Source organism: Phytobacter diazotrophicus, assembly GCF_052061655.1.
Lineage (GTDB): Bacteria > Pseudomonadota > Gammaproteobacteria > Enterobacterales > Enterobacteriaceae > Phytobacter > Phytobacter diazotrophicus.
The window spans coordinates 1,798,021-1,816,384 of sequence record NZ_CM125428.1 but is presented as its reverse complement, the minus strand read 5'-3'; the positions used below and the strand labels follow the sequence as shown (position 1 = coordinate 1,816,384).

The window sequence follows — 18,364 nt, the reverse complement described above, 5'->3', positions numbered from 1 at the left end:
ATGTCTTCTACAACTTCCCAACACCATATCGCTTTTATCCGTGAACTCGAACGCCTCACTGGAGCTTCACATGTCCTGACCGACCCGGCCAAAACTGCACGCTACCGTAAGGGGTTTCGTTCCGGGCAGGGTGATGCGCTCGCCGTCGTCTTTCCCGGCACTCTGCTTGAATTATGGCGTGTACTCAGCGCCTGTGTGAACGCCGATAAGATCATCCTGATGCAGGCGGCAAATACTGGCCTGACCGAAGGCTCAACGCCAAACGGTAATGACTACGACCGCGACATCATTATCATCAGCACCTTGCGGCTCGATAAACTGCATCTTATCGATAACGGTGAGCAGGTACTGGCTTATCCGGGTACAACCCTTTATTCGCTGGAAAAAGCGCTAAAACCGCTTGGCCGCGAGCCGCATTCCGTCATCGGTTCATCCTGTATCGGGGCATCGGTCATCGGCGGGATTTGCAATAACTCCGGCGGCGCGCTGGTGCAGCGCGGCCCGGCATACACCGAAATGTCGCTGTATGCGCGAATTGACGAAACCGGCAGACTCCAGTTGGTTAACCACCTTGGCATTGAGCTTGGCAGTACACCGGAGCAAATCTTAAGTAAACTTGATGACGAACGGGTGACCGACGCCGATGTACGCCACGATGGGCGTCACGGGCATGATCAGGATTACGTCACCCGCGTGCGCGATGTGGATGCGGATACACCGGCACGCTACAACGCCGACCCGGATCGTCTGTTTGAATCCTCCGGCTGTGCCGGGAAACTGGCCGTCTTCGCAGTACGGCTGGACACCTTTGTCGCCCCCACCCATCAGCAGGTCTTTTATATCGGCACCAACCAGCCGGAGGTGCTGAGCGAGCTTCGCCGCCATATCCTTAGTGAGTTCACCCATTTGCCGGTGGCGGGGGAGTATATGCATCGCGATATTTACGATATCGCCGAGCGCTACGGGAAAGACACTTTCCTGATGATAGACAAGCTCGGCACCGACAAAATGCCTTTCTTTTTTACCCTGAAAGGCCGCACCGATGCCCTGCTGGCCAAAGCTTCCGTATTTAAGCCGCACTTTACCGACCGGGCAATGCAAAAGCTGGGGCACCTGTTCCCCTCTCACCTGCCACCGCGAATGAAAAGCTGGCGGGATAAGTATGAACACCATCTGCTACTGAAAATGTCGGGTGACGGTATCGCCGAGGCACAACATTGGCTGACTGAGTATTTTAAGACGGCAGAGGGCGGGTTCTTCGCCTGTACAACAGAAGAAGGGAACAAAGCCTTTCTTCACCGCTTCGCCGCAGCGGGGGCGGCAATTCGCTATCAGGCGGTACATGCCGATGAAGTAGAAGACATTCTGGCGCTGGATATTGCCCTGCGCCGCAATGACAATGACTGGTTCGAACATCTGCCGCCGGAGATTGACAGCCAGTTAACCTGGAAGCTCTATTATGGCCATTTCTTCTGCCATGTTTTCCATCAGGATTATATTGTGAAGAAAGGCGTTGATACGCACGCGCTTAAAGAACAGATGCTGGAATTATTGCGCCAGCGCGGCGCGCAATATCCGGCTGAACATAACGTGGGGCATTTATATGAAGCGCCCGATGATTTAAAACGTTTTTATCTGGATAATGACCCAACTAACAGCATGAACCCTGGGATCGGAAAAACAAGCAAGAGAAAAAACTGGCAATAGGCTATGACGTTAGTGGTTCGTCGCAGTCTAACTGCGATATATGTTTAAGCCAGGCTGTATTGTACTCTTCATTCGTACTAAAGTAGCAGGCCAGAGAAACGTTTCTCTGGCCTGCTACATTGAGGAGTTACTCCATCATGTCTGCCGTTGATGTCCTGTCCGAAAACGCACTCGTGGTGCGTGATGCCACGCTTGATGATGTTCATGCGATTTCATCTCTCTATGCCTGGCACGTGCTGCATGGCCGCGCCTCCTTCGAAGAAGTGCCGCCCACTATCGACGAAATGCGCCAACGCATGCACAAAATCGCCAATGACGGGCTCCCCTGGATGGTCGCGCTCTACCACGGCATCGTGGTGGGGTATTGCTACGCAAGTCCTTACCGTCCGCGCCAGGCCTACCGCTATACCCTGGAAGAGTCTATCTATGTTGACGCCAGTATGACCGGACATGGCATTGGCAGTATGCTGATGGATGCGCTGATCGCAAGATGTGAAGAAGGTCCGTGGCGGCAGATGATCGCGGTAATCGGCGATGGGCAAAATAATGCCGGATCGCTGCGCCTGCATAAAAAACACGGCTTTGAAATTGTCGGGCAGTTACGCAGCGTGGGCTACAAGAAAGGTGACTGGCGGGATACGGTTATCATGCAGCGCCCACTCAACGATGGTGACTGGACGCTGCCGGAATAATTAGTCGTTTTGCGCGGTTTGTGCGCCGTGGTTTTCCACCATCTGCGCCGCTTTCTGACGTTTGTAGCTTAATGCAGAAGCGGGTACAGGCTGTGCTTTCCCGGTTTCAATCCAGGTCCGTAAACGGCTGGCATCCGCAAAGTGGGTATATTTCCCGAAAGCATCCATCACCACCAGTGCCACCGGTTTATTATTAATAACGGTACGCATCACCAGGCAGTGACCCGCCGCATTGGTAAACCCGGTTTTGGTCAACTGAATATTCCAGTTATCGCGATACACCAGATGGTTGGTATTACGGAACGGCAGCGTATATCCCGGGTTACTGAACGTCGCCATGTCTTCCCGCGTGGTGCTCAACTGGCCCAGCAGCGGATACTGTTTTGTGGCCACAAGCAGTTTAATCAAGTCGCTCGCCGTGGACACATTGCTGATAGATAAGCCTGTCGGCTCGACATAACGGGTATGCGTCATGCCCAGCGCCTTCGCTTTTGCATTCATCGCACGAATAAACGCGTCATATCCACCAGGATAATGGTGAGCAAGGCTCGCCGCCGCACGGTTTTCTGAGGACATCAGCGCCAGCAGCAGCATATCTTTGCGGCTGATTTCACTGTTCAGACGTACGCGAGAGTAGATCCCTTTCATTTCCGGCGTATGGCTGATATCCACTTTTATTTTTTCATCCAGCGGCAGATGCGCATCCAGCACTACCATTGCCGTCATCAGCTTAGTGATAGACGCGATGGGACGTACCAGATCCGGGTGGCTGGAATAGATAACCTGGTTGGTTTGTAAATCGACAATCATCGCGCTACCGGAGGCGATTTCAGGTTGCGCGGACGCCGTTGCCGCAGCAGTTTTTGCCAGCGCCTGCGGTGCGACGGGCACGGCAAACATAAGCGCGAGGCTTAATAAAGAAACTCGGATTTTCAGCATGGTGTGACTTCTGATGATTATTCATGCACGTGATTACGCACACCGCATCTGTTCAGGAAGTAAATAACAGAAGCTGGCCCTGGCATAATAGCCGCCACGCCCGCATGTCGCCACACAAGATTCATTGCAGAAGATTGCGTTGCTGGTACTTCAACCAGCAACGCAATGCGATTAGAACAGACGGTAGCCGTAACCCCAAAGAATGACCGTGAGCGCCAGCAGCACTTCAAGTACCAGCACCCCAATCGCCAGCGTCGAACTGGAGAAACTTAGCCCTTCCTCTCGGTTGATATTGAGGAAGGTGGGTATCCCTACGTAGAGCAGATAACCGGTATAGAAGAGTGCTACTGTCCCCGCCAACGCGCACAGCCAGACCAACGGATAGAGCGCCACAAGACCGCTCAAAAAGAGTGGCGTTGCGACATACCCGGCAAACACCATACAGCGCGCCAGAGAGGGACGCTGCGGGTAGCTCCTTGCCATCCACCAAATCACACGGCCCATCACCGCCACACCGGCCAGCATCAGCGCATAGAAAATGACGGCCAGATAAAACGCGGTAAACCAGTTCAACTGAACCACGCTCTCTTCGCCAAAATTCCAGCCTATTTGCGTCGTGCCAATAAAAGCACAGATAACGGGAATCGCCGCCATGATCAGGACATGGTGGGTGTAGTGATGCGAAACGGTTTCGTTTTCGCCCTTTATGACCTGCATTTCACGATCGGGATGGGAAAAAAGTCCCCAGACATGGTTCATAACGCCCCCTTGCTGAATGCCCGAATACAGACACCTTAAGTATAAGTCACTCTGCTGGTTATTTTGTGTTCAGATCAAAAAATACGTAGCGATAATCCACGCAACGAAACCGTGGTTGTCGGCGCATTCAATTCATAGGGTGTATGCTTAAAGGGTTTAACGGGAGAATTGTTGGACCTATGGATATGAATCATCTTATTAGCCAGTACGGCTATGCCGCGCTGGTTGTTGGTAGTATTGCTGAGGGGGAAACCATCACCCTGCTGGGTGGCGTTGCCGCGCATCAGGGGTTGCTTAAGTTTCCGCTGGTGGTCATGGCCGTTGCGCTCGGTGGGATGATTGGAGACCAGTTGCTCTATTTGCTGGGGCGCCGATATGGCATGAAGATCCTGCAACGCTTTTCCCGCCATCAGGACAAAATTAACCAGGCACAACGCATGATTAACCGCCGTCCCTGGTTGTTTGTCATCGGTACGCGTTTTATGTACGGCTTTCGCATCATCGGGCCGCTACTGATCGGCGCCAGCCATCTGCCCCCAAAAATCTTCCTGCCACTGAATATTTTCGGTGCCATCGTCTGGGCATTGATTTTCACGACGTTAGGCTACCTGGGTGGGGAAGTTATCGGGCCGTGGCTGCATCAGTTTGATCACCATCTTAAGAAGCTGATTTGGCTGGTACTGGCCGTGGTGGTGGTCTTTTCCGTGCGCTGGTGGCTGCGGCATCGGCAAAAAAAACGCCGCAACCCACCGTCAGAGTAGTTAATGGCGGCTGGCGTTAAACTGCGGATTCGCCAGCATAAAGCCGCCGTCGACGATGAACGATTGCCCGGTGGTATAACTGGCGTCATCAGAGCAGAGCCACGCCACCAGGCTCGCGATCTCCTGGGTTTTACCGGGCCTTGCCAGCGGGATGTTCGGCATAGAGCCCGGTTTAGCGTCATCATCGCTCATATTATTCATCGGCGTGGCTATGGCACCGGGCGCCACTGCATTCACAAGTATGTTGTAACTAACAAGCTCCAGTGCCATGGATTTGGTTAATCCGCCCAACGCATGTTTCGCCGCCGTATAGGCGCTGGCTTCGGGCAATGGGGTATGTTCATGCACAGAGGTGATATTCACAATACGTCCCCCCTGCCCCTGCTTAACCATATGACGCGCGGCAATTTGTGAACACAACATCGCCCCTTCAACATCCACGGTAAAAATCTTCCGCCACGCTTCCAGGCTAACATCCAAAAACGGGGCTTTGGTCATTGCGCCGGCATTATTGACCAGCGCATCGACACGGCCGAACGCGTTAATCAGCGTCTCGATAGCCTGAGCGCCGTCCGGCAGATGGCTTAAGTCGAGCTGGATGGTACGGGCCTGTCTGCCGCGCGCTTCTACCTGTTGAACAGTATCGCGCGCCCCGCTGTCATCTGAGTGCCAGGTGATACCAATATCAAGCCCTTTTTCCGCCAGCATTAGCGCGCAGGCTTTACCAATACCTGAATCCGCTGCGGTCACAATAGCGACTTTCTGTATGGTCATTTTCCCCTCCGGTCGTGAGGCCAAACCTTCAGTATAGAGAAAAGGCATATTTCTGAACGATTGCTACACTTTGCGGTGAGTACAACGCATCAAGGGAGAGAAAAGCATGTTGAAGGTATTGCTGTGGGTTATTTTGATTATCTTTTTGATTGGGCTGTTGGTGGTCACCGGCGTGTTTAAGATGATTTTCTAAAAAATCCCCCCTCACCTCCCTGGAAGTGAGGGGTATTTCGAAAGACTGCCGTTAGCTTATCGCTTGAGCGATGCCCCTTTGCTGGCGATGACTTCCTGATACCACCAGAAACTTTTCTTACGGCTGCGCGCCAGCGTACCGTTACCGGCGTCATCACGATCAACGTAGATAAAGCCATAGCGTTTGGAAATCTCTGCTTTTGACGCGCTCACCAGATCGATTGGCCCCCAACTGGTATACCCCATCACCGCCACCCCGTCTTCAATGGCTTCGCGTACCTGCACGAGGTGATCGTTAAGATAGCTGATGCGGTAATCGTCATTGATGCTGCCATCCGCTTCCGGTTTGTCTTTCGCACCCAGACCGTTTTCCACGATAAATAACGGTTTCTGCCAGCGATCCCACATGACGTTCAGCAGCGTGCGCAGGCCAACCGGGTCAATCTGCCAGCCCCATTCTGAGCTTGCAAGGTGCGGGTTCGGTACCATGCTGAGTATGTTGCCGCGCGCTTTCTGGTTCAGCTCTTCGTCGGTCGTCACACAGCCGGTCATATAGTAGCTAAACGAGATAAAATCGATGGTGGTGCGCAGCGCGTCACGATCCGCATCGCTGATGTTGAGAGTAATGCCGTTTTCGCGGAAGAAACGCAGCATATAACCCGGATATTCGCCACGGCACTGCACGTCGCCAAAGAACTGCCAGGTGCGGTTTTGCTGCAGCGTTTCCAGTACGTCTTCCGGTTTGCAGCTCAGCGGATACATCAGGCCGCCGAGGATCATGTTGCCGATTTTGGCATCCGGGATAATCTCGTGGCAGGCTTTTACCGCCAGCGCGCTCGCCACAAGCTGATGGTGGATAGCCTGGAAGATCTCCGCTTTGCTGCTACCTTCCGGCAGGCCGACACCCGTCATCGGGGCATGCAGAGACATGTTGATCTCGTTAAAAGTCAGCCACAGCTTCACTTTGTTCTTATAACGTTCAAATACCGTGCGGGCATAACGCTCAAAGAAGGTAATGGTCTGACGGCTGCCCCAGCCGCCGTAACCTTTCACCAGCCCCCATGGCATTTCGTAATGCGATAACGTCACCAGCGGCGTCATCCCTTTGCTGATCATCTCATCAAAGAGTTTGTCGTAGAACGCCAGCCCCGCTTCGTTGGGCGTGGTTTCATCACCGTTGGGGAAAATACGCGTCCAGGCAATGGACACCCGCAGGCAGCTAAAACCCATTTCCGCAAACAGGGCGATATCTTCCGGGTAGCGGTGATAGAAATCGATAGCGACATCTTTCAGGCCGCTGTCACCTGCCACGCGCTCTACCACGTCACCGAATACGCCTTTTGGTTGCACATCCGAGGTGGAAAGGCCTTTGCCGTCTTCCAGATAAGCGCCTTCCACCTGGTTTGCAGCGATAGCGCCGCCCCATAAGAAGTCATTCGGGAATGTATTCATTGATATCTCCTTTGATTAACGATTGACGGCCAGTAGCGGCATGCCGGATTCCACCGATGTCGATGCCACGGTCGTCACAGCGCGATAGTCGTCACTGTTGCTGATGATGATGGGCGTTGCCAGATCGTATCCGGCCGAGAGGATCGCATCGCGATCGAACTCCAGCAGTAAATCGCCAGGCTGAACTTTATCGCCAACGCTGACATGCGCGGTAAAGGGCTTGCCCTCCAGCTTGACGGTATCAATGCCCACGTGGATCAGCACCTCAATACCGCTGTCGCTTAATAAACCGATGGCATGTTTTGTCTGAAAGAGTGAGGCCACTTCACCGGCAAAGGGCGCAATCACTTTATTGTCAGAGGGAATAATCGCCGCCCCCTGGCCGAGCAACCCGGCGGCAAAGGTGCTGTCCGGCACCTGCTCCAGCGCCAGTACGGTTCCGGTCATTGGTGAGAGGATGTCGTTTTCACCCGGCACAACGGCAATCGGTTTTGTCACCGCAGCCGTTTTCGGCATCCCCGCCACAAAGGTCAGGATGCACGCCAGCACCAGTGAAACAACCGTGCCCAGAATCCCGCCCCACAGGGTGGCATCCACACCGCCCGGCGGGATCATCTGCGCCAGAGTAAAGACATTGGCAAAACCAAACGAGTAGACGTGACTGTCGCTAAAGCCAACAATCGCCCCGCCGATAGCCCCGGAAACGCAACCAAAAATAAACGGACGGCGCAGCGGTAGCGTCAGACCATAGACCGCCGGTTCAGTAATACCGAAGATACCCGCCGTGGCCGCCGAACCGGCCAGTATTTTCTGACGAGGATCACGGGTACGCAGGAAAATCCCCAGTACCGCCCCCACCTGGCCCAGTACCGCAGGCAGTAAAATGGGCAGCATCGTGTCCTGGCCGAACACGGTCAGGTTATTGATCATGAGCGGCACCAGACCCCAGTGCAGACCGAAAATCACGCACACTTGCCACAGCGCACCCAACGCTGCGCCAGCAAGCCAGGGCGCAAAGAGGTAGATGGCCTGATAGCCGTGCGCCAGCCCCTGGCTCAGCAAGGTCGCCAGCGGACCGATCGCCAGGAAGGTCAGCGGCACAATCACCGCGATACAGATCAGCGGACTAAAAAAGTTCTTCACTGCCGAGTGCAGGAATTTATTACATTGCTTTTCCAGCCAGCAGCTTGCCCAGGCGGCAATGATGATCGGAATAACCGAGCCGCTGTAATTGATAAAAGTTATCGGAATTCCCAAAAACGTTTCGCTGACCGCCCCTGGTGTCTGGCTTGCTTCAAAGGCTTTTATCATCATCGGGTGGGTCAGCGCGCCGCCAATCGCGAGGGTCACAAAGGCGTTACCGCCAAATTTCTTCCCGGCGGTGTAACCGAGAATCAGCGGGAAGAAGAAGAACAGCGCGTCGCTGGCGGCAAACCAGATTTGATATGTTCCGCTTTTTGTCGTCAACCAGCCGCAGACCACGGCCAGCGCCAGCAGCCCTTTCAGGATCCCTGATGCCGCCATGATACCGATAAAAGGGGTAAAAATGCCGGAGACGACGTCGATCACGCGACCAACAAGAGAGACTTTCTCCCCTTGTTCCGGCTCAGCAACCGGTGTGTCATCTGTAAGCCCGGCTTCATCACGCACCGCCTGCCATACGTCATGAACGTGGTTACCGACCACAACCTGAAACTGCCCGCCGCTTTCGACCACCATAATGATGCCCGGGTTGGCTTTCAGCCCTTCGCCATCCGCTTTCTTGTTATCTTTGAGCTTAAAGCGTAACCGGGTGGCGCAGTGCACCAGGCTGGTAATGTTCTCCTTGCCCCCAACGTGGCTGAGAATATCTTTCGCCAGCGCTTGATATTCCATGCTTTTTCCTTACTTCTTATGCCCGAAGGCTGTGACTGAGATAAAAAAAAACCTGAGTCCAGCACCTCGCGGGCCGGGCTCAGGTTTTGCCTGCGAGATGCAGTAACAATCCTGTTTTACACTTCGTTCTTCACGCTATTTTTAGCGTTTGTCTTTTCGTACACGCTCAATATGAATCGCAAGGAACATAATCTCTTCTGTGGTGAGGTTCCGCTGATAGTTTTGTTCCAGATGGCGGGCCACCTTTTCCGCACAACGCCAGGCGCTGGCATAGTTCTCTTTAACCGCCTGGTGCAGCGACAAATCGTCATCCTCGACCACTGTGCGGGTTAACATCCGCTGCGAGAAAAATTTAAGGTGCGTGACGAACCGATGATAGCTGAGCGACTCTTCGTTATAGTCGAGTTTCAACTGGTACTTCACGATATGCAGGATCTCCTGCATCACTTTAGTGATATGCATAACATCCGGCATATCACTGTTAAGCTGGGCAGTGACCAGGTGCAGCGCGATAAATCCGGCTTCATCTTCTGGTAATTCCACGCCCAGGCGTCTTGCGATGATTGCCCGCGCCTCTTGCCCAATCTGGAACTCTTTGGGATAGAGACGGCGTATCTCCCACAACAGAACATTGCGAATCACCTGCCCTGTTTTCAGCCGTTCAATGGCAAAAAAGCAGTGGTCTGTCAGAGTGATATAGAGGCTATCTTGCAACTTCCCCAGCCGACCGCGCGCCAGTTCAATAATGCGATCGCAGGCGGTCATCACCTCAAGCGGGATCTGATTGAGCAACTCGCTTAAGCGTCTGACCAGTTCGTCACTTTGCAGGGCAAAAATCTTCTCGATTTTGCTGTCATCCAGCTCATCGCCGGTACGTTTCTGGAACGCGAGCCCCCGGCCCATAACGACCTGCTCGTGTTGTTGTTCATCCAGCACGACCACCACATTATTATTAAGTATTTTGGCGATTTTCATCCGAACCCCAGAAACAAAAAAACCTGACTTCCGGCAAATGCCAGAACATCAGGTTTAGCCTGCTTACGCAGTAACAATCCGAAGGAAACTTTATCAGGTTGCTTCATTCACTCAATCAATGCCACACAAAAACGTGACTATGATCGCAGAGTTTACGCTTTCAGCGCCTGAATCGCGCGGGCTATGTCCGGCGAACTCTTAAGGGTACGAATCTGCTCGAACAGCGTAATCGCTTCGGCATACTCTTTGCGCAGATAGCCCAGCCACTGTTTGATTCGCGCCACATGATACATCCCGGTATCACCCTGCTTTTCCAGCCGCGTGTATTTTTGCAACAGCGCAACAACCTCGGGCCAGGGCATACGCGGCGCGTTTTCTTTGACAACCCGGCTCAGGTTGGGGACGTTCAGCGCGCCACGACCAATCATTACCGCATCGCAGCCGGTTGCTGCCATGCAGTCCTGCGCGCTCTGCCAGTCCCAGATCTCGCCATTCGCGACAACCGGAATGCTAAGACGCTGGCGAATCTCACCAATGGCCTGCCAGTTAATACGCTCAGCTTTATAGCCGTCTTCTTTTGTTCGTCCGTGAACCACCAGCTCAGAAGCGCCGGCCTGCTGAACGGCATCGGCAATTTCAAACTGTCGTGCGCCGCTATCCCAACCCAGACGCACTTTTACCGTTACCGGCAGATGAGCGGGCACGGCTTCGCGCATGGCTTTCGCCCCGCGATAAATCAGCTCAGGGTCTTTGAGCAACGTTGCCCCGCCGCCGCTGCCATTCACCAGCTTCGACGGACAGCCGCAGTTGAGATCGACGCCCCACGAACCTAACTCCACCGCACGAGCCGCGTTTTCCGCCAGCCACTCGGGGTATTGCCCCAGTAGTTGTACGCGAACCAGCGTACCGGAGGGGGTGCGACTTTGATGATGCAGTTCAGGGCAGATGCGGTAAAACGATTTCGCCGGCAACAGTTGGTCAACCACCCGCACAAACTCGGTGATACAGTGATCGTAGTCGTTAACCTCGGTCAGCAGCTCGCGCACCAGCGAATCGAGCACACCTTCCATCGGCGCCAGTAATACACGCATACATTGCCCCTGAAAAAATGAGGCGACATAGTAGCGCCTCTGACACAGGGAAGAAAGTGTGTTTCAAAACGCTGCTGCATCAGGCCGAGCGAGGGTAAGCATTTGTGATCGGAAGGCTCGAACTCCCCTCACCCAGCGTGCGCTGCATAATAACAATATCCAGCCAGCGACCATGTTTAAAACCGACATTGTTCAGCGTCCCTGTCAGGGTAAAACCCGCCTGCTGATGCAGGCGCAGCGACCCCACATTTTCACTGTTGCCAACAACGGCAATAAGCTGGCGATAGCCGTGATTTTCCGCCCATTCAATGGCTTTCGCCAATAACGCTTTGCCTGCTCCGCGCTGGCGAAATTGTTCATCAATATAGATAGAATCCTCCAGCGTGTAGCGGTAGGCATAACGCGTGCGATAGTGTGAGAGGTAGCAATAGCCTTTCACGATCCCCTCTTCAAGGATGACAAACCACGGCAATCCGGCGCTGCGAGTCTTGTTCAAACGCGCCAGCATTTCCTCTCTGTCAGGCGCAGCGGTTTCAAATGAGGCGCTGCCATTCACCACGTGCCAGGCGTATATTTGCTGCATTGCGCTAATATGTTGTTCTTCTGCTTCGATAATTTCCATTGTCCGGCTCCTGCTCAGGTGTGTTGACAGGCTAGCCGTAACGCATAAGTACAGACATAGTGCTGCGCTTATTACCTGTATAAGGAAAACTTTGGATGGCACACCTCAGTCTCGATCAATTGACGACCTACAGGCTGGTCATCAGCCGTCGCAGCTTTACCGCTGCCGCCGAAGCGCTGGGGATCTCGCAACCTGCGGTCAGTTTGCAGATGCGCCAGTTGGAGACCGCGCTGCAAACCCGCCTGATTGAACGCACCGGTCGCGGCGTTCGCCCGACACCGGCAGGGCTGACATTACTGGCCCACTGCGAAGAAATCGAAAAAGCCGTTAGCGCTGCCGTGCAGTCTGTTGCTATGCATAAACTCGATATCAGCGGCACGGTGACGCTTGGCACTGGCGCCACGGTTTGTATTCATTTATTACCTGCCATATTGCAACAGCTACGCAAAGAGTATCCTCAGCTCTCGGTTGGCGTCAGAACCGGCAATACGCAGGATATTGTCCGGGGCGTGGAGGAGAACAGTATCGACATCGGCCTTGTTACCCTGCCCGCCACCAGCAGAAATCTGGATGTAACGCCAGTCCTGGTCGATGAATTTGTCTCTATTACGGCGAAACCGCCCGAGGGCGAGTCTGGTATAGAGACAGCGCAACTGCCGCTGATCGTTTTTGCTTCCGGTAGCAGTACGCGCCAGCTTATTGACGGCTGGTTTCAGCGTGCCGGTAAGAATGTCTCGCCAGTGATGGAGCTTGGCAGTATTGAGGCGATAAAACGGATGGTGCGCGCAGGGCTTGGTTACAGCATTGTGCCGCGGATGTCAGTAACGCAGGCAGAGGATTGCGCTGGCTTAACTGTTCAGCCGCTGGTCCCTGCGCTGCATCGCACGCTTGGGCTGATTATGCGCCAGGACAAAGTCGTGAATCGCGCAATGCGCGAAGTGATCCACAGCATTCAGGCGATCCCCTCCGCAGAGCATAAAGACAGCGCGTAATCCAGGAACAACAATCTTGTGGTGATGCCCGACGTTCCAGAATGGAATGTTTGGTATGCTCAGAATTCATGATGTGATCGGTAGCACATTTCCGGCTTTAATTGTATGATGAATGCGTTTCATCAAGGGTATACACCATGAGTAAATCACTGAACATTGTCTGGCAGTACCTTCGCGCATTTGTCCTGATATACGCTTGTTTATACGCAGGAATTTATATTTCATCACTGCTGCCTATTACGATTCCCGGCAGCATTATCGGCATGTTAATTATGTTTGTCCTATTGGCCCTGCAAATTCTGCCCGCCAAATGGGTCAATCCCGGTTGCTACGTGCTGATACGCTACATGGCGCTACTGTTTGTGCCGATCGGCGTAGGCGTAATGCAATATTACGACATTCTGCGCGCACAGTTTGGGCCGATAGTGGTCTCCTGTGCCGTCAGTACGGTGATTGTCTTTCTCGTGGTGAGCTGGAGTACGCATCTGATCCACGGCGAGCGTAAAGTCGTTGGCGAGAAGGGAAGTGAAAAATGATGGCATATATCTGGTGGTCGCTTCCGCTCACGCTGGCGGTCTTTTTTGCTGCACGTAAGCTCTCCGCACGTTACAAGATGGCGCTGCTAAATCCGTTGCTGATTGCGATGGTGGTCATTATCCCGTTCCTGCTGGTCACCGGTATCCCCTATGACCACTACTTCCAGGGCAGCAAAATCCTTAATGATTTATTGCAGCCTGCCGTGGTTGCCCTGGCGTTTCCGCTTTATGAGCAGTTGCACCAGATTCGCGCGCGCTGGAAATCCATCATCACTATCTGCTTTTTTGGCAGTATCGTGGCGATGGCGAGCGGCGCCGGTATTGCACTGATGTTGGGGGCATCGCCAGAGATTGCCGCGTCCATTCTGCCTAAATCGGTCACCACGCCGATTGCTATGGCGGTTGGCGGCAGCATTGGCGGTATTCCGGCAATTAGCGCAGTCTGTGTGATTTTTGTCGGCGTCCTGGGCGCGGTCTTCGGCCATACCATGCTGAATGCCATGCGTATCCACACAAAATCAGCACGTGGCCTGGCGATGGGCACCGCGTCGCACGCCCTGGGTACCGCGCGTTGTGCAGAGCTGGATTATCAGGAAGGGGCCTTTAGCTCACTGGCGCTGGTCATTTGTGGGATTATTACGTCATTGATTGCGCCATTCCTGTTCCCGGTAATCCTCGCGATAGCGGGCTAAAATTTGCGATGCGTCGCGCATTTTTAATTTGAATTGCATACGTTGCATATACAGCGAGATGTTGATCACATATAAAGGCTAAAACGGCCCTTACACTACGATCCCAATACATTGTTATGAGGCAACGCCATGCATTCACGTTTTCACACTGCGTTTCCGACCCTTGCGGAGAATTTACAGGCCGCACTGGCGCCGCTGCTGGCGGACGCGGATTTTCCCGCGATGTTAAACGCAGAACAGGTAGCGACTCTGCTTAACGCCACAGGGATGGACGAAGACGCGTTGGCTTTCGCTCTGTTACCGTTAGCAGCAGCCTGCGCACGTACTGAGCTTTCGCACTTTAACGTCGGCGCGATTGCCCGCGGCGTCAGCGGCACCTGGTATTTCGGCAGCAATATGGAATTCCCTGGCGCCACCATGCAGCAAACCGTCCATGCAGAGCAGAGTGCCATTAGCCACGCCTGGCAGCGCGGTGAAAAGGCGCTGGCCTCCATCACCGTTAATTACACCCCCTGCGGTCACTGTCGTCAGTTTATGAATGAACTGAACAGCGGCCTGACGCTACGTATTAACTTACCGGGGCGTGCGCCGCATACCCTGGGCGATTATCTGCCAGACGCGTTCGGTCCGAAGGATCTTGAGATTAAAACCCTGTTACTTGATGCTCAGGACCACGGGTTTGCCCTCAGCGGAGACGCGCTTTCTCAGGCGGCTATCGCAGCGGCCAACAAAAGCCATACGCCGTATACACAGTCACCGTCTGGTGTGGCTATTGAGTGTCGCAATGGGCGCATTTTCAGCGGCAGCTATGCGGAAAATGCCGCATTCAACCCGACATTGCCACCACTCCAGGGCGCGCTGAATCTGATGAGCCTGGCCGGGTTCGACTATCCGGATATGCAGCGTGCAGTACTCGCCGAAAAAGCCGATGCCCCTCTCACCCAATGGGACGCGACTGTCGCCACGTTGCGCGCTCTGGGTTGCCAGAACGTTGAGCGCGTTTTGCTCGACTGACCAGTCAACTGCGGGCATTTTGTCCGCAGTGATGAAAAACCCCGCAATTGAACGCCCGTTTCTTGCGATTGCCGAACGGGTAAAGTAGCCTTGAGTGAAATTTAATCCTGTATCGAGTTTGTCCGCATGCTAAAGCGCTTTGTATACAGCCTGTTGGTCCTTATCGGCTTACTGCTGTTGACTGCGCTCGGCTTAGACCGCTGGATAAGCTGGAAAACCGCACCCTACATCTACGATGACCTGCAGGATTTACCCTGGCGTCAGGTAGGGGTGGTGCTGGGCACCGCAAAATATTACCGCACTGGCGTGATTAATCAGTATTACCGCTATCGTATTCAGGGCGCGCTGAATGCCTACAACAGCGGCAAAGTGAATTATCTGCTGCTAAGCGGCGATAACGCTCTGCAAAGTTATAATGAGCCGATGACCATGCGTAAGGACCTGATTGCCGCTGGCGTTGACCCTTCTGATATCGTGCTGGACTACGCAGGATTTCGCACACTCGACTCGATTGTTCGTACTCGTAAGGTTTTCGATACCAACGATTTTATTATTATCACTCAGCGCTTTCATTGCGAACGTGCACTTTTTATTGCCCAGCATATGGGCATCCAGGCGCAATGTTATGCTGTCCCTTCGCCGAAAAATATGTGGAGCGTACGCATACGTGAATTTGGCGCACGTCTGGGGACGCTCGCTGATTTATATCTGTTCAAACGTGAACCCCGTTTCTTAGGCCCGCTGGAACCTATTCCTTCATTGCAGGAAGTACCCGACGATGCGCAGGGCTACCCGGCGGTGACCGTCGAGCAGCTACTTGATTTAGACAAGAAAAATAACTAGATATCTCTCTACCCCACATCAAAACACGGATACACCACGTGCAGGTATTTTGGCAGGTCGAAGTAGCGAATAATTGCGCGCCATAAATTCTTGATGGTCGATATAGACTTGTCCTTGCTTATTCAGTGTCCAAAGCCCTGAGAGGGCATTAAATGGCAATGTGATTTCGCCACCGGGCGTCGAGACAATATACTCACCAGTACGTAAGTAACCCGCATAACATTCAATACGTAACTGCGATCTATTTTGTATTGAAAATTCAATTTTACTGAATCCAGTGGGGATAACAGTATAATACCAGGCAGGCAAATTAGTTATTTTAAGATCACCAAAATCGGCAACAACAGTATTATCGCGTAGTAGCTGCACGGATTTTAAATGGAAGTGAACAGAGGTTTGTTTTTCGTGCGGCGGGTGATCAACTTTAAAATACACAACATTCATAGGCGCTCCAGTTCAGCATCACAATGGATTGCTCACCTATACTATATAGCGTAAAAAGCATGTAATACGCCAACATTAAGAATTGACTTAAGCGTTAACGTAGCGGTACTTAACTATTATGTAGTAAAATTAACAAATAAAAATAGTAAGATACCTAATAACTGGCAGCAGGCTGTAATGATCTACAGCTGCTGCAATGTTAATCATTTATAAACTGAGGAATATCAGGCAACTTTTTCTTCGTACTTATGCAGACTAACCTGGAGATCGTAAATGAGGCTTTTAACCTTCTCCGGCGTCAGACTAAAAAACTGCGACTCGAACGTTGAACCGCCCGGCGCATAAGGGGAAGTACTGTAACCAAAACGAATAACCACGCCATTCAAATCTTCCACTGCTCCCACCTGCCATCCATTAACGGGAAATGCAGGAAATGCTGATTCATTGTTCATCCTAATCTCCTTGTGAATGTTGTGACTCAAACAGCGTAGCACCGAAATGCAAAAATTAACAATAAAGAATAGGTGAACTTTTAATGTAAAAATGAATTTGTTATTCCATCCGCAATATCGTCGCGCTTATTAATTACCAGCCTAAGTAAATTCTGAATATATGTTATTCAACAGGGAGTTATCAGTTAACAGTTTGTTACCCTCATGTTCAAAAAATGGACAAACGAAAGATATATCCTTGACGAATCGTTTGATAGAAATAGCCGCTTCGCTAGTTTTATCTTTTACAAAAAATAAGAAAAATAGCGCGTTCCGTTTGTATAAAAATTAAAAAAAACGTTTCGTTATTTCTGTTCTGATAGCGCGAATGAATATTAAGGTCTACCTTAAAATTCTGGTTTACAAAAGAGGAAAATAATTATGTCACCTGCGGATAAGAAACATCTTCATTACCCACGGCCTCCTTTCCCGGCACAGCCGCAACAGCCGCCGGGGTTGGCTTCCGAGATGAAACCTATTCCCGATCATGGGGAAACAAGTTATATCGGTTCCGGAAGGCTGGCAGGTAAGCGTGCATTAATTACCGGTGGTGATTCAGGTATTGGTCGTGCCGTTGCTATTGCTTTTGCCCGTGAAGGGGCTGACGTGGCGATTAATTATTTACCTGAGGAGCAATCCGATGCCGAAGCGGTGATCGCATTAATCGCCGCAGAAGGACGAAAAGCAGTCGCGTTACCTGGCGATGTTCGTGATGAAGCATTTTGCCAGCAACTCGTCGCAAGCGCCGTCCGGGAACTGGGAGGACTGGAGATTCTGGTCAACAATGCCGGACGCCAACAGTACTGCGAATCCATTGAGGATCTGACCACCGAAGCGTTTGATGCAACCTTCAAAACGAACGTGTATGCGCCGTTCTGGATAACCAAAGCAGCCATCCCTCATTTGCAGGAAGGGGCGGTGATTATCAATACCACCTCGGTTCAGGCTTATCAGCCCAGCCCTATTCTGCTGGACTATGCGCAAACCAAAGCCTGTGGAGTCGCATTTACCAAAGCATTGGCACAGCAACTTGGCGCCAAAGGTATTCGCGTCAACGCCGTCGCACCAGGGCCATACTGGACAGTGCTGCAATCAAGTGGCGGCCAACCCGAGGAAAAAGTGAAACAGTTTGGCGCATCCGCACCGCTTGGCCGCCCGGGTCAACCCGTGGAGATTGCCCCATTGTATGTGCTGTTTGCCTCGGATGAGAGTTCCTACTCTTCTGGTCAGGTCTGGTGTTCTGACGGCGGAACGGGAACGCTCTAAAACCTGTGGCAGGCTACGGCCTGCCATGCCTGTTGTGGTTACGCTTGTTTTTCATCGGGTAATAATTTTCTTATTACACGTTCAACCTCACACGGTTTCGCTTACATTTCTCATTTTTCCGCGCGTTGCGCCCTGCTCCGTTTTTGCCCCGGATATCCAAACCGAACCTATAGCACTCACCGGGATCGCCAACGGTAAACGGGAAGACATCCTCAGCGACCTTTAGTCAGCTTGATGAAAAGACAGG

20 protein-coding genes are annotated in these 18,364 nt (G+C 52.5%); 10 read left to right on the top strand and 10 right to left on the bottom strand.

Annotated features, from left to right (window positions below; translation table 11 throughout):
* Both dld and ACS0RQ_RS08710 read left to right on the top strand, forming a co-directional pair.
* Window positions 1-1,707, top strand: coding sequence for a D-lactate dehydrogenase (gene dld, locus ACS0RQ_RS08715; RefSeq protein WP_271850738.1), 1,707 nt, complete (start codon window positions 1-3; stop codon window positions 1,705-1,707).
* 137 nt (window positions 1,708-1,844) lie between these two features.
* On the top strand, window positions 1,845-2,399 hold the full coding sequence (locus tag ACS0RQ_RS08710) for a GNAT family N-acetyltransferase (protein ID WP_271850739.1): 555 nt from the start codon (window positions 1,845-1,847) through the stop codon (window positions 2,397-2,399).
* Here the strand turns inward: ACS0RQ_RS08710 and pbpG are convergent, their stop codons facing one another.
* Window positions 2,400-3,338 carry a D-alanyl-D-alanine endopeptidase gene (gene pbpG, locus ACS0RQ_RS08705; protein ID WP_071195698.1) on the bottom strand — a complete coding sequence of 313 codons (939 nt, stop codon included), beginning with the start codon at window positions 3,336-3,338 and terminating at the stop codon, window positions 2,400-2,402.
* Between the two features lie 171 nt (window positions 3,339-3,509).
* On the bottom strand, window positions 3,510-4,097 hold the full coding sequence (locus ACS0RQ_RS08700; protein WP_271850740.1) for a Yip1 family protein: 588 nt from the start codon (window positions 4,095-4,097) through the stop codon (window positions 3,510-3,512).
* Between the two features lie 179 nt (window positions 4,098-4,276).
* On the opposite strand from ACS0RQ_RS08700, the gene ACS0RQ_RS08695 reads away from it, so the two are divergent.
* Complete coding sequence (locus ACS0RQ_RS08695; protein WP_041852018.1) at window positions 4,277-4,858, top strand: DedA family protein; 582 nt, start codon at window positions 4,277-4,279, stop codon at window positions 4,856-4,858.
* Here ACS0RQ_RS08695 and ACS0RQ_RS08690 read toward each other — a convergent pair whose 3' ends face one another.
* Window positions 4,859-5,632 carry an SDR family oxidoreductase gene (locus ACS0RQ_RS08690; RefSeq protein ID WP_271850741.1) on the bottom strand — a complete coding sequence of 258 codons (774 nt, stop codon included), beginning with the start codon at window positions 5,630-5,632 and terminating at the stop codon, window positions 4,859-4,861. It abuts the gene before it with no gap.
* Window positions 5,633-5,741: 109 nt separating this feature from the next.
* On the opposite strand from ACS0RQ_RS08690, the gene ACS0RQ_RS08685 reads away from it, so the two are divergent.
* Window positions 5,742-5,825, top strand: coding sequence for a small membrane protein YohP (locus ACS0RQ_RS08685; RefSeq protein WP_090085588.1), 84 nt, complete (start codon window positions 5,742-5,744; stop codon window positions 5,823-5,825).
* 56 nt (window positions 5,826-5,881) lie between these two features.
* Here ACS0RQ_RS08685 and ACS0RQ_RS08680 read toward each other — a convergent pair whose 3' ends face one another.
* The 5 genes from ACS0RQ_RS08680 to ACS0RQ_RS08660 form a co-directional block, all read right to left on the bottom strand.
* The gene (locus ACS0RQ_RS08680; protein ID WP_271850742.1) at window positions 5,882-7,276 is read right to left on the bottom strand and encodes a glycoside hydrolase family 1 protein; all 1,395 of its coding nucleotides are present in this window, start codon (window positions 7,274-7,276) and stop codon (window positions 5,882-5,884) included.
* A gap of 15 nt (window positions 7,277-7,291) precedes the next feature.
* Window positions 7,292-9,151, bottom strand: coding sequence for a PTS beta-glucoside transporter subunit IIABC (gene bglF, locus ACS0RQ_RS08675; RefSeq protein WP_271850743.1), 1,860 nt, complete (start codon window positions 9,149-9,151; stop codon window positions 7,292-7,294).
* A 141-nt stretch (window positions 9,152-9,292) separates the two neighbouring features.
* Complete coding sequence (gene bglG / locus ACS0RQ_RS08670; protein WP_271850745.1) at window positions 9,293-10,126, bottom strand: transcriptional antiterminator BglG; 834 nt, start codon at window positions 10,124-10,126, stop codon at window positions 9,293-9,295.
* 152 nt (window positions 10,127-10,278) lie between these two features.
* On the bottom strand, window positions 10,279-11,217 hold the full coding sequence (dusC, locus tag ACS0RQ_RS08665) for a tRNA dihydrouridine(16) synthase DusC (RefSeq protein WP_110294518.1): 939 nt from the start codon (window positions 11,215-11,217) through the stop codon (window positions 10,279-10,281).
* Between the two features lie 79 nt (window positions 11,218-11,296).
* Window positions 11,297-11,839: a GNAT family N-acetyltransferase gene (locus tag ACS0RQ_RS08660; RefSeq protein ID WP_271850746.1), complete on the bottom strand. Its 543-nt coding sequence runs from the start codon at window positions 11,837-11,839 to the stop codon at window positions 11,297-11,299.
* Window positions 11,840-11,934: 95 nt separating this feature from the next.
* Between ACS0RQ_RS08660 and ACS0RQ_RS08655 the strand changes: the two genes are divergently transcribed.
* From ACS0RQ_RS08655 to sanA, 5 genes are all read left to right on the top strand, one after another.
* Window positions 11,935-12,831, top strand: a complete 897-nt coding sequence (locus tag ACS0RQ_RS08655) for a LysR family transcriptional regulator (RefSeq protein ID WP_271850747.1) — start codon at window positions 11,935-11,937, stop codon at window positions 12,829-12,831.
* Between the two features lie 137 nt (window positions 12,832-12,968).
* Window positions 12,969-13,367 carry a CidA/LrgA family protein gene (locus ACS0RQ_RS08650; RefSeq protein WP_110294521.1) on the top strand — a complete coding sequence of 133 codons (399 nt, stop codon included), beginning with the start codon at window positions 12,969-12,971 and terminating at the stop codon, window positions 13,365-13,367.
* Window positions 13,364-14,059 carry a CidB/LrgB family autolysis modulator gene (locus ACS0RQ_RS08645; protein ID WP_271850748.1) on the top strand — a complete coding sequence of 232 codons (696 nt, stop codon included), beginning with the start codon at window positions 13,364-13,366 and terminating at the stop codon, window positions 14,057-14,059. Before ACS0RQ_RS08650 ends, ACS0RQ_RS08645 begins: the two co-directional genes overlap by 4 nt.
* 129 nt (window positions 14,060-14,188) lie before the next feature.
* Window positions 14,189-15,073 (top strand): cytidine deaminase, encoded by an 885-nt coding sequence (cdd, locus tag ACS0RQ_RS08640; protein ID WP_271850749.1) that lies wholly within the window; start codon window positions 14,189-14,191, stop codon window positions 15,071-15,073.
* Window positions 15,074-15,199: 126 nt separating this feature from the next.
* Entirely contained in the window at window positions 15,200-15,916 is a 717-nt protein-coding gene (gene sanA, locus ACS0RQ_RS08635) for an outer membrane permeability protein SanA (protein ID WP_041852029.1), read from the top strand.
* A gap of 18 nt (window positions 15,917-15,934) precedes the next feature.
* Here sanA and ACS0RQ_RS08630 read toward each other — a convergent pair whose 3' ends face one another.
* Together ACS0RQ_RS08630 and ACS0RQ_RS08625 are read right to left on the bottom strand one after the other, a co-directional pair.
* Entirely contained in the window at window positions 15,935-16,360 is a 426-nt protein-coding gene (locus ACS0RQ_RS08630) for a hypothetical protein (protein WP_271850750.1), read from the bottom strand.
* A 224-nt stretch (window positions 16,361-16,584) separates the two neighbouring features.
* Window positions 16,585-16,812 carry a BssS family protein gene (locus ACS0RQ_RS08625; protein WP_041852031.1) on the bottom strand — a complete coding sequence of 76 codons (228 nt, stop codon included), beginning with the start codon at window positions 16,810-16,812 and terminating at the stop codon, window positions 16,585-16,587.
* Window positions 16,813-17,232: 420 nt separating this feature from the next.
* Here ACS0RQ_RS08625 and ACS0RQ_RS08620 point away from each other — a divergent pair, with 420 nt between their 5' ends.
* Window positions 17,233-18,117: an SDR family oxidoreductase gene (locus tag ACS0RQ_RS08620; protein WP_193793921.1), complete on the top strand. Its 885-nt coding sequence runs from the start codon at window positions 17,233-17,235 to the stop codon at window positions 18,115-18,117.
* Window positions 18,118-18,364: the final 247 nt, after the last annotated feature.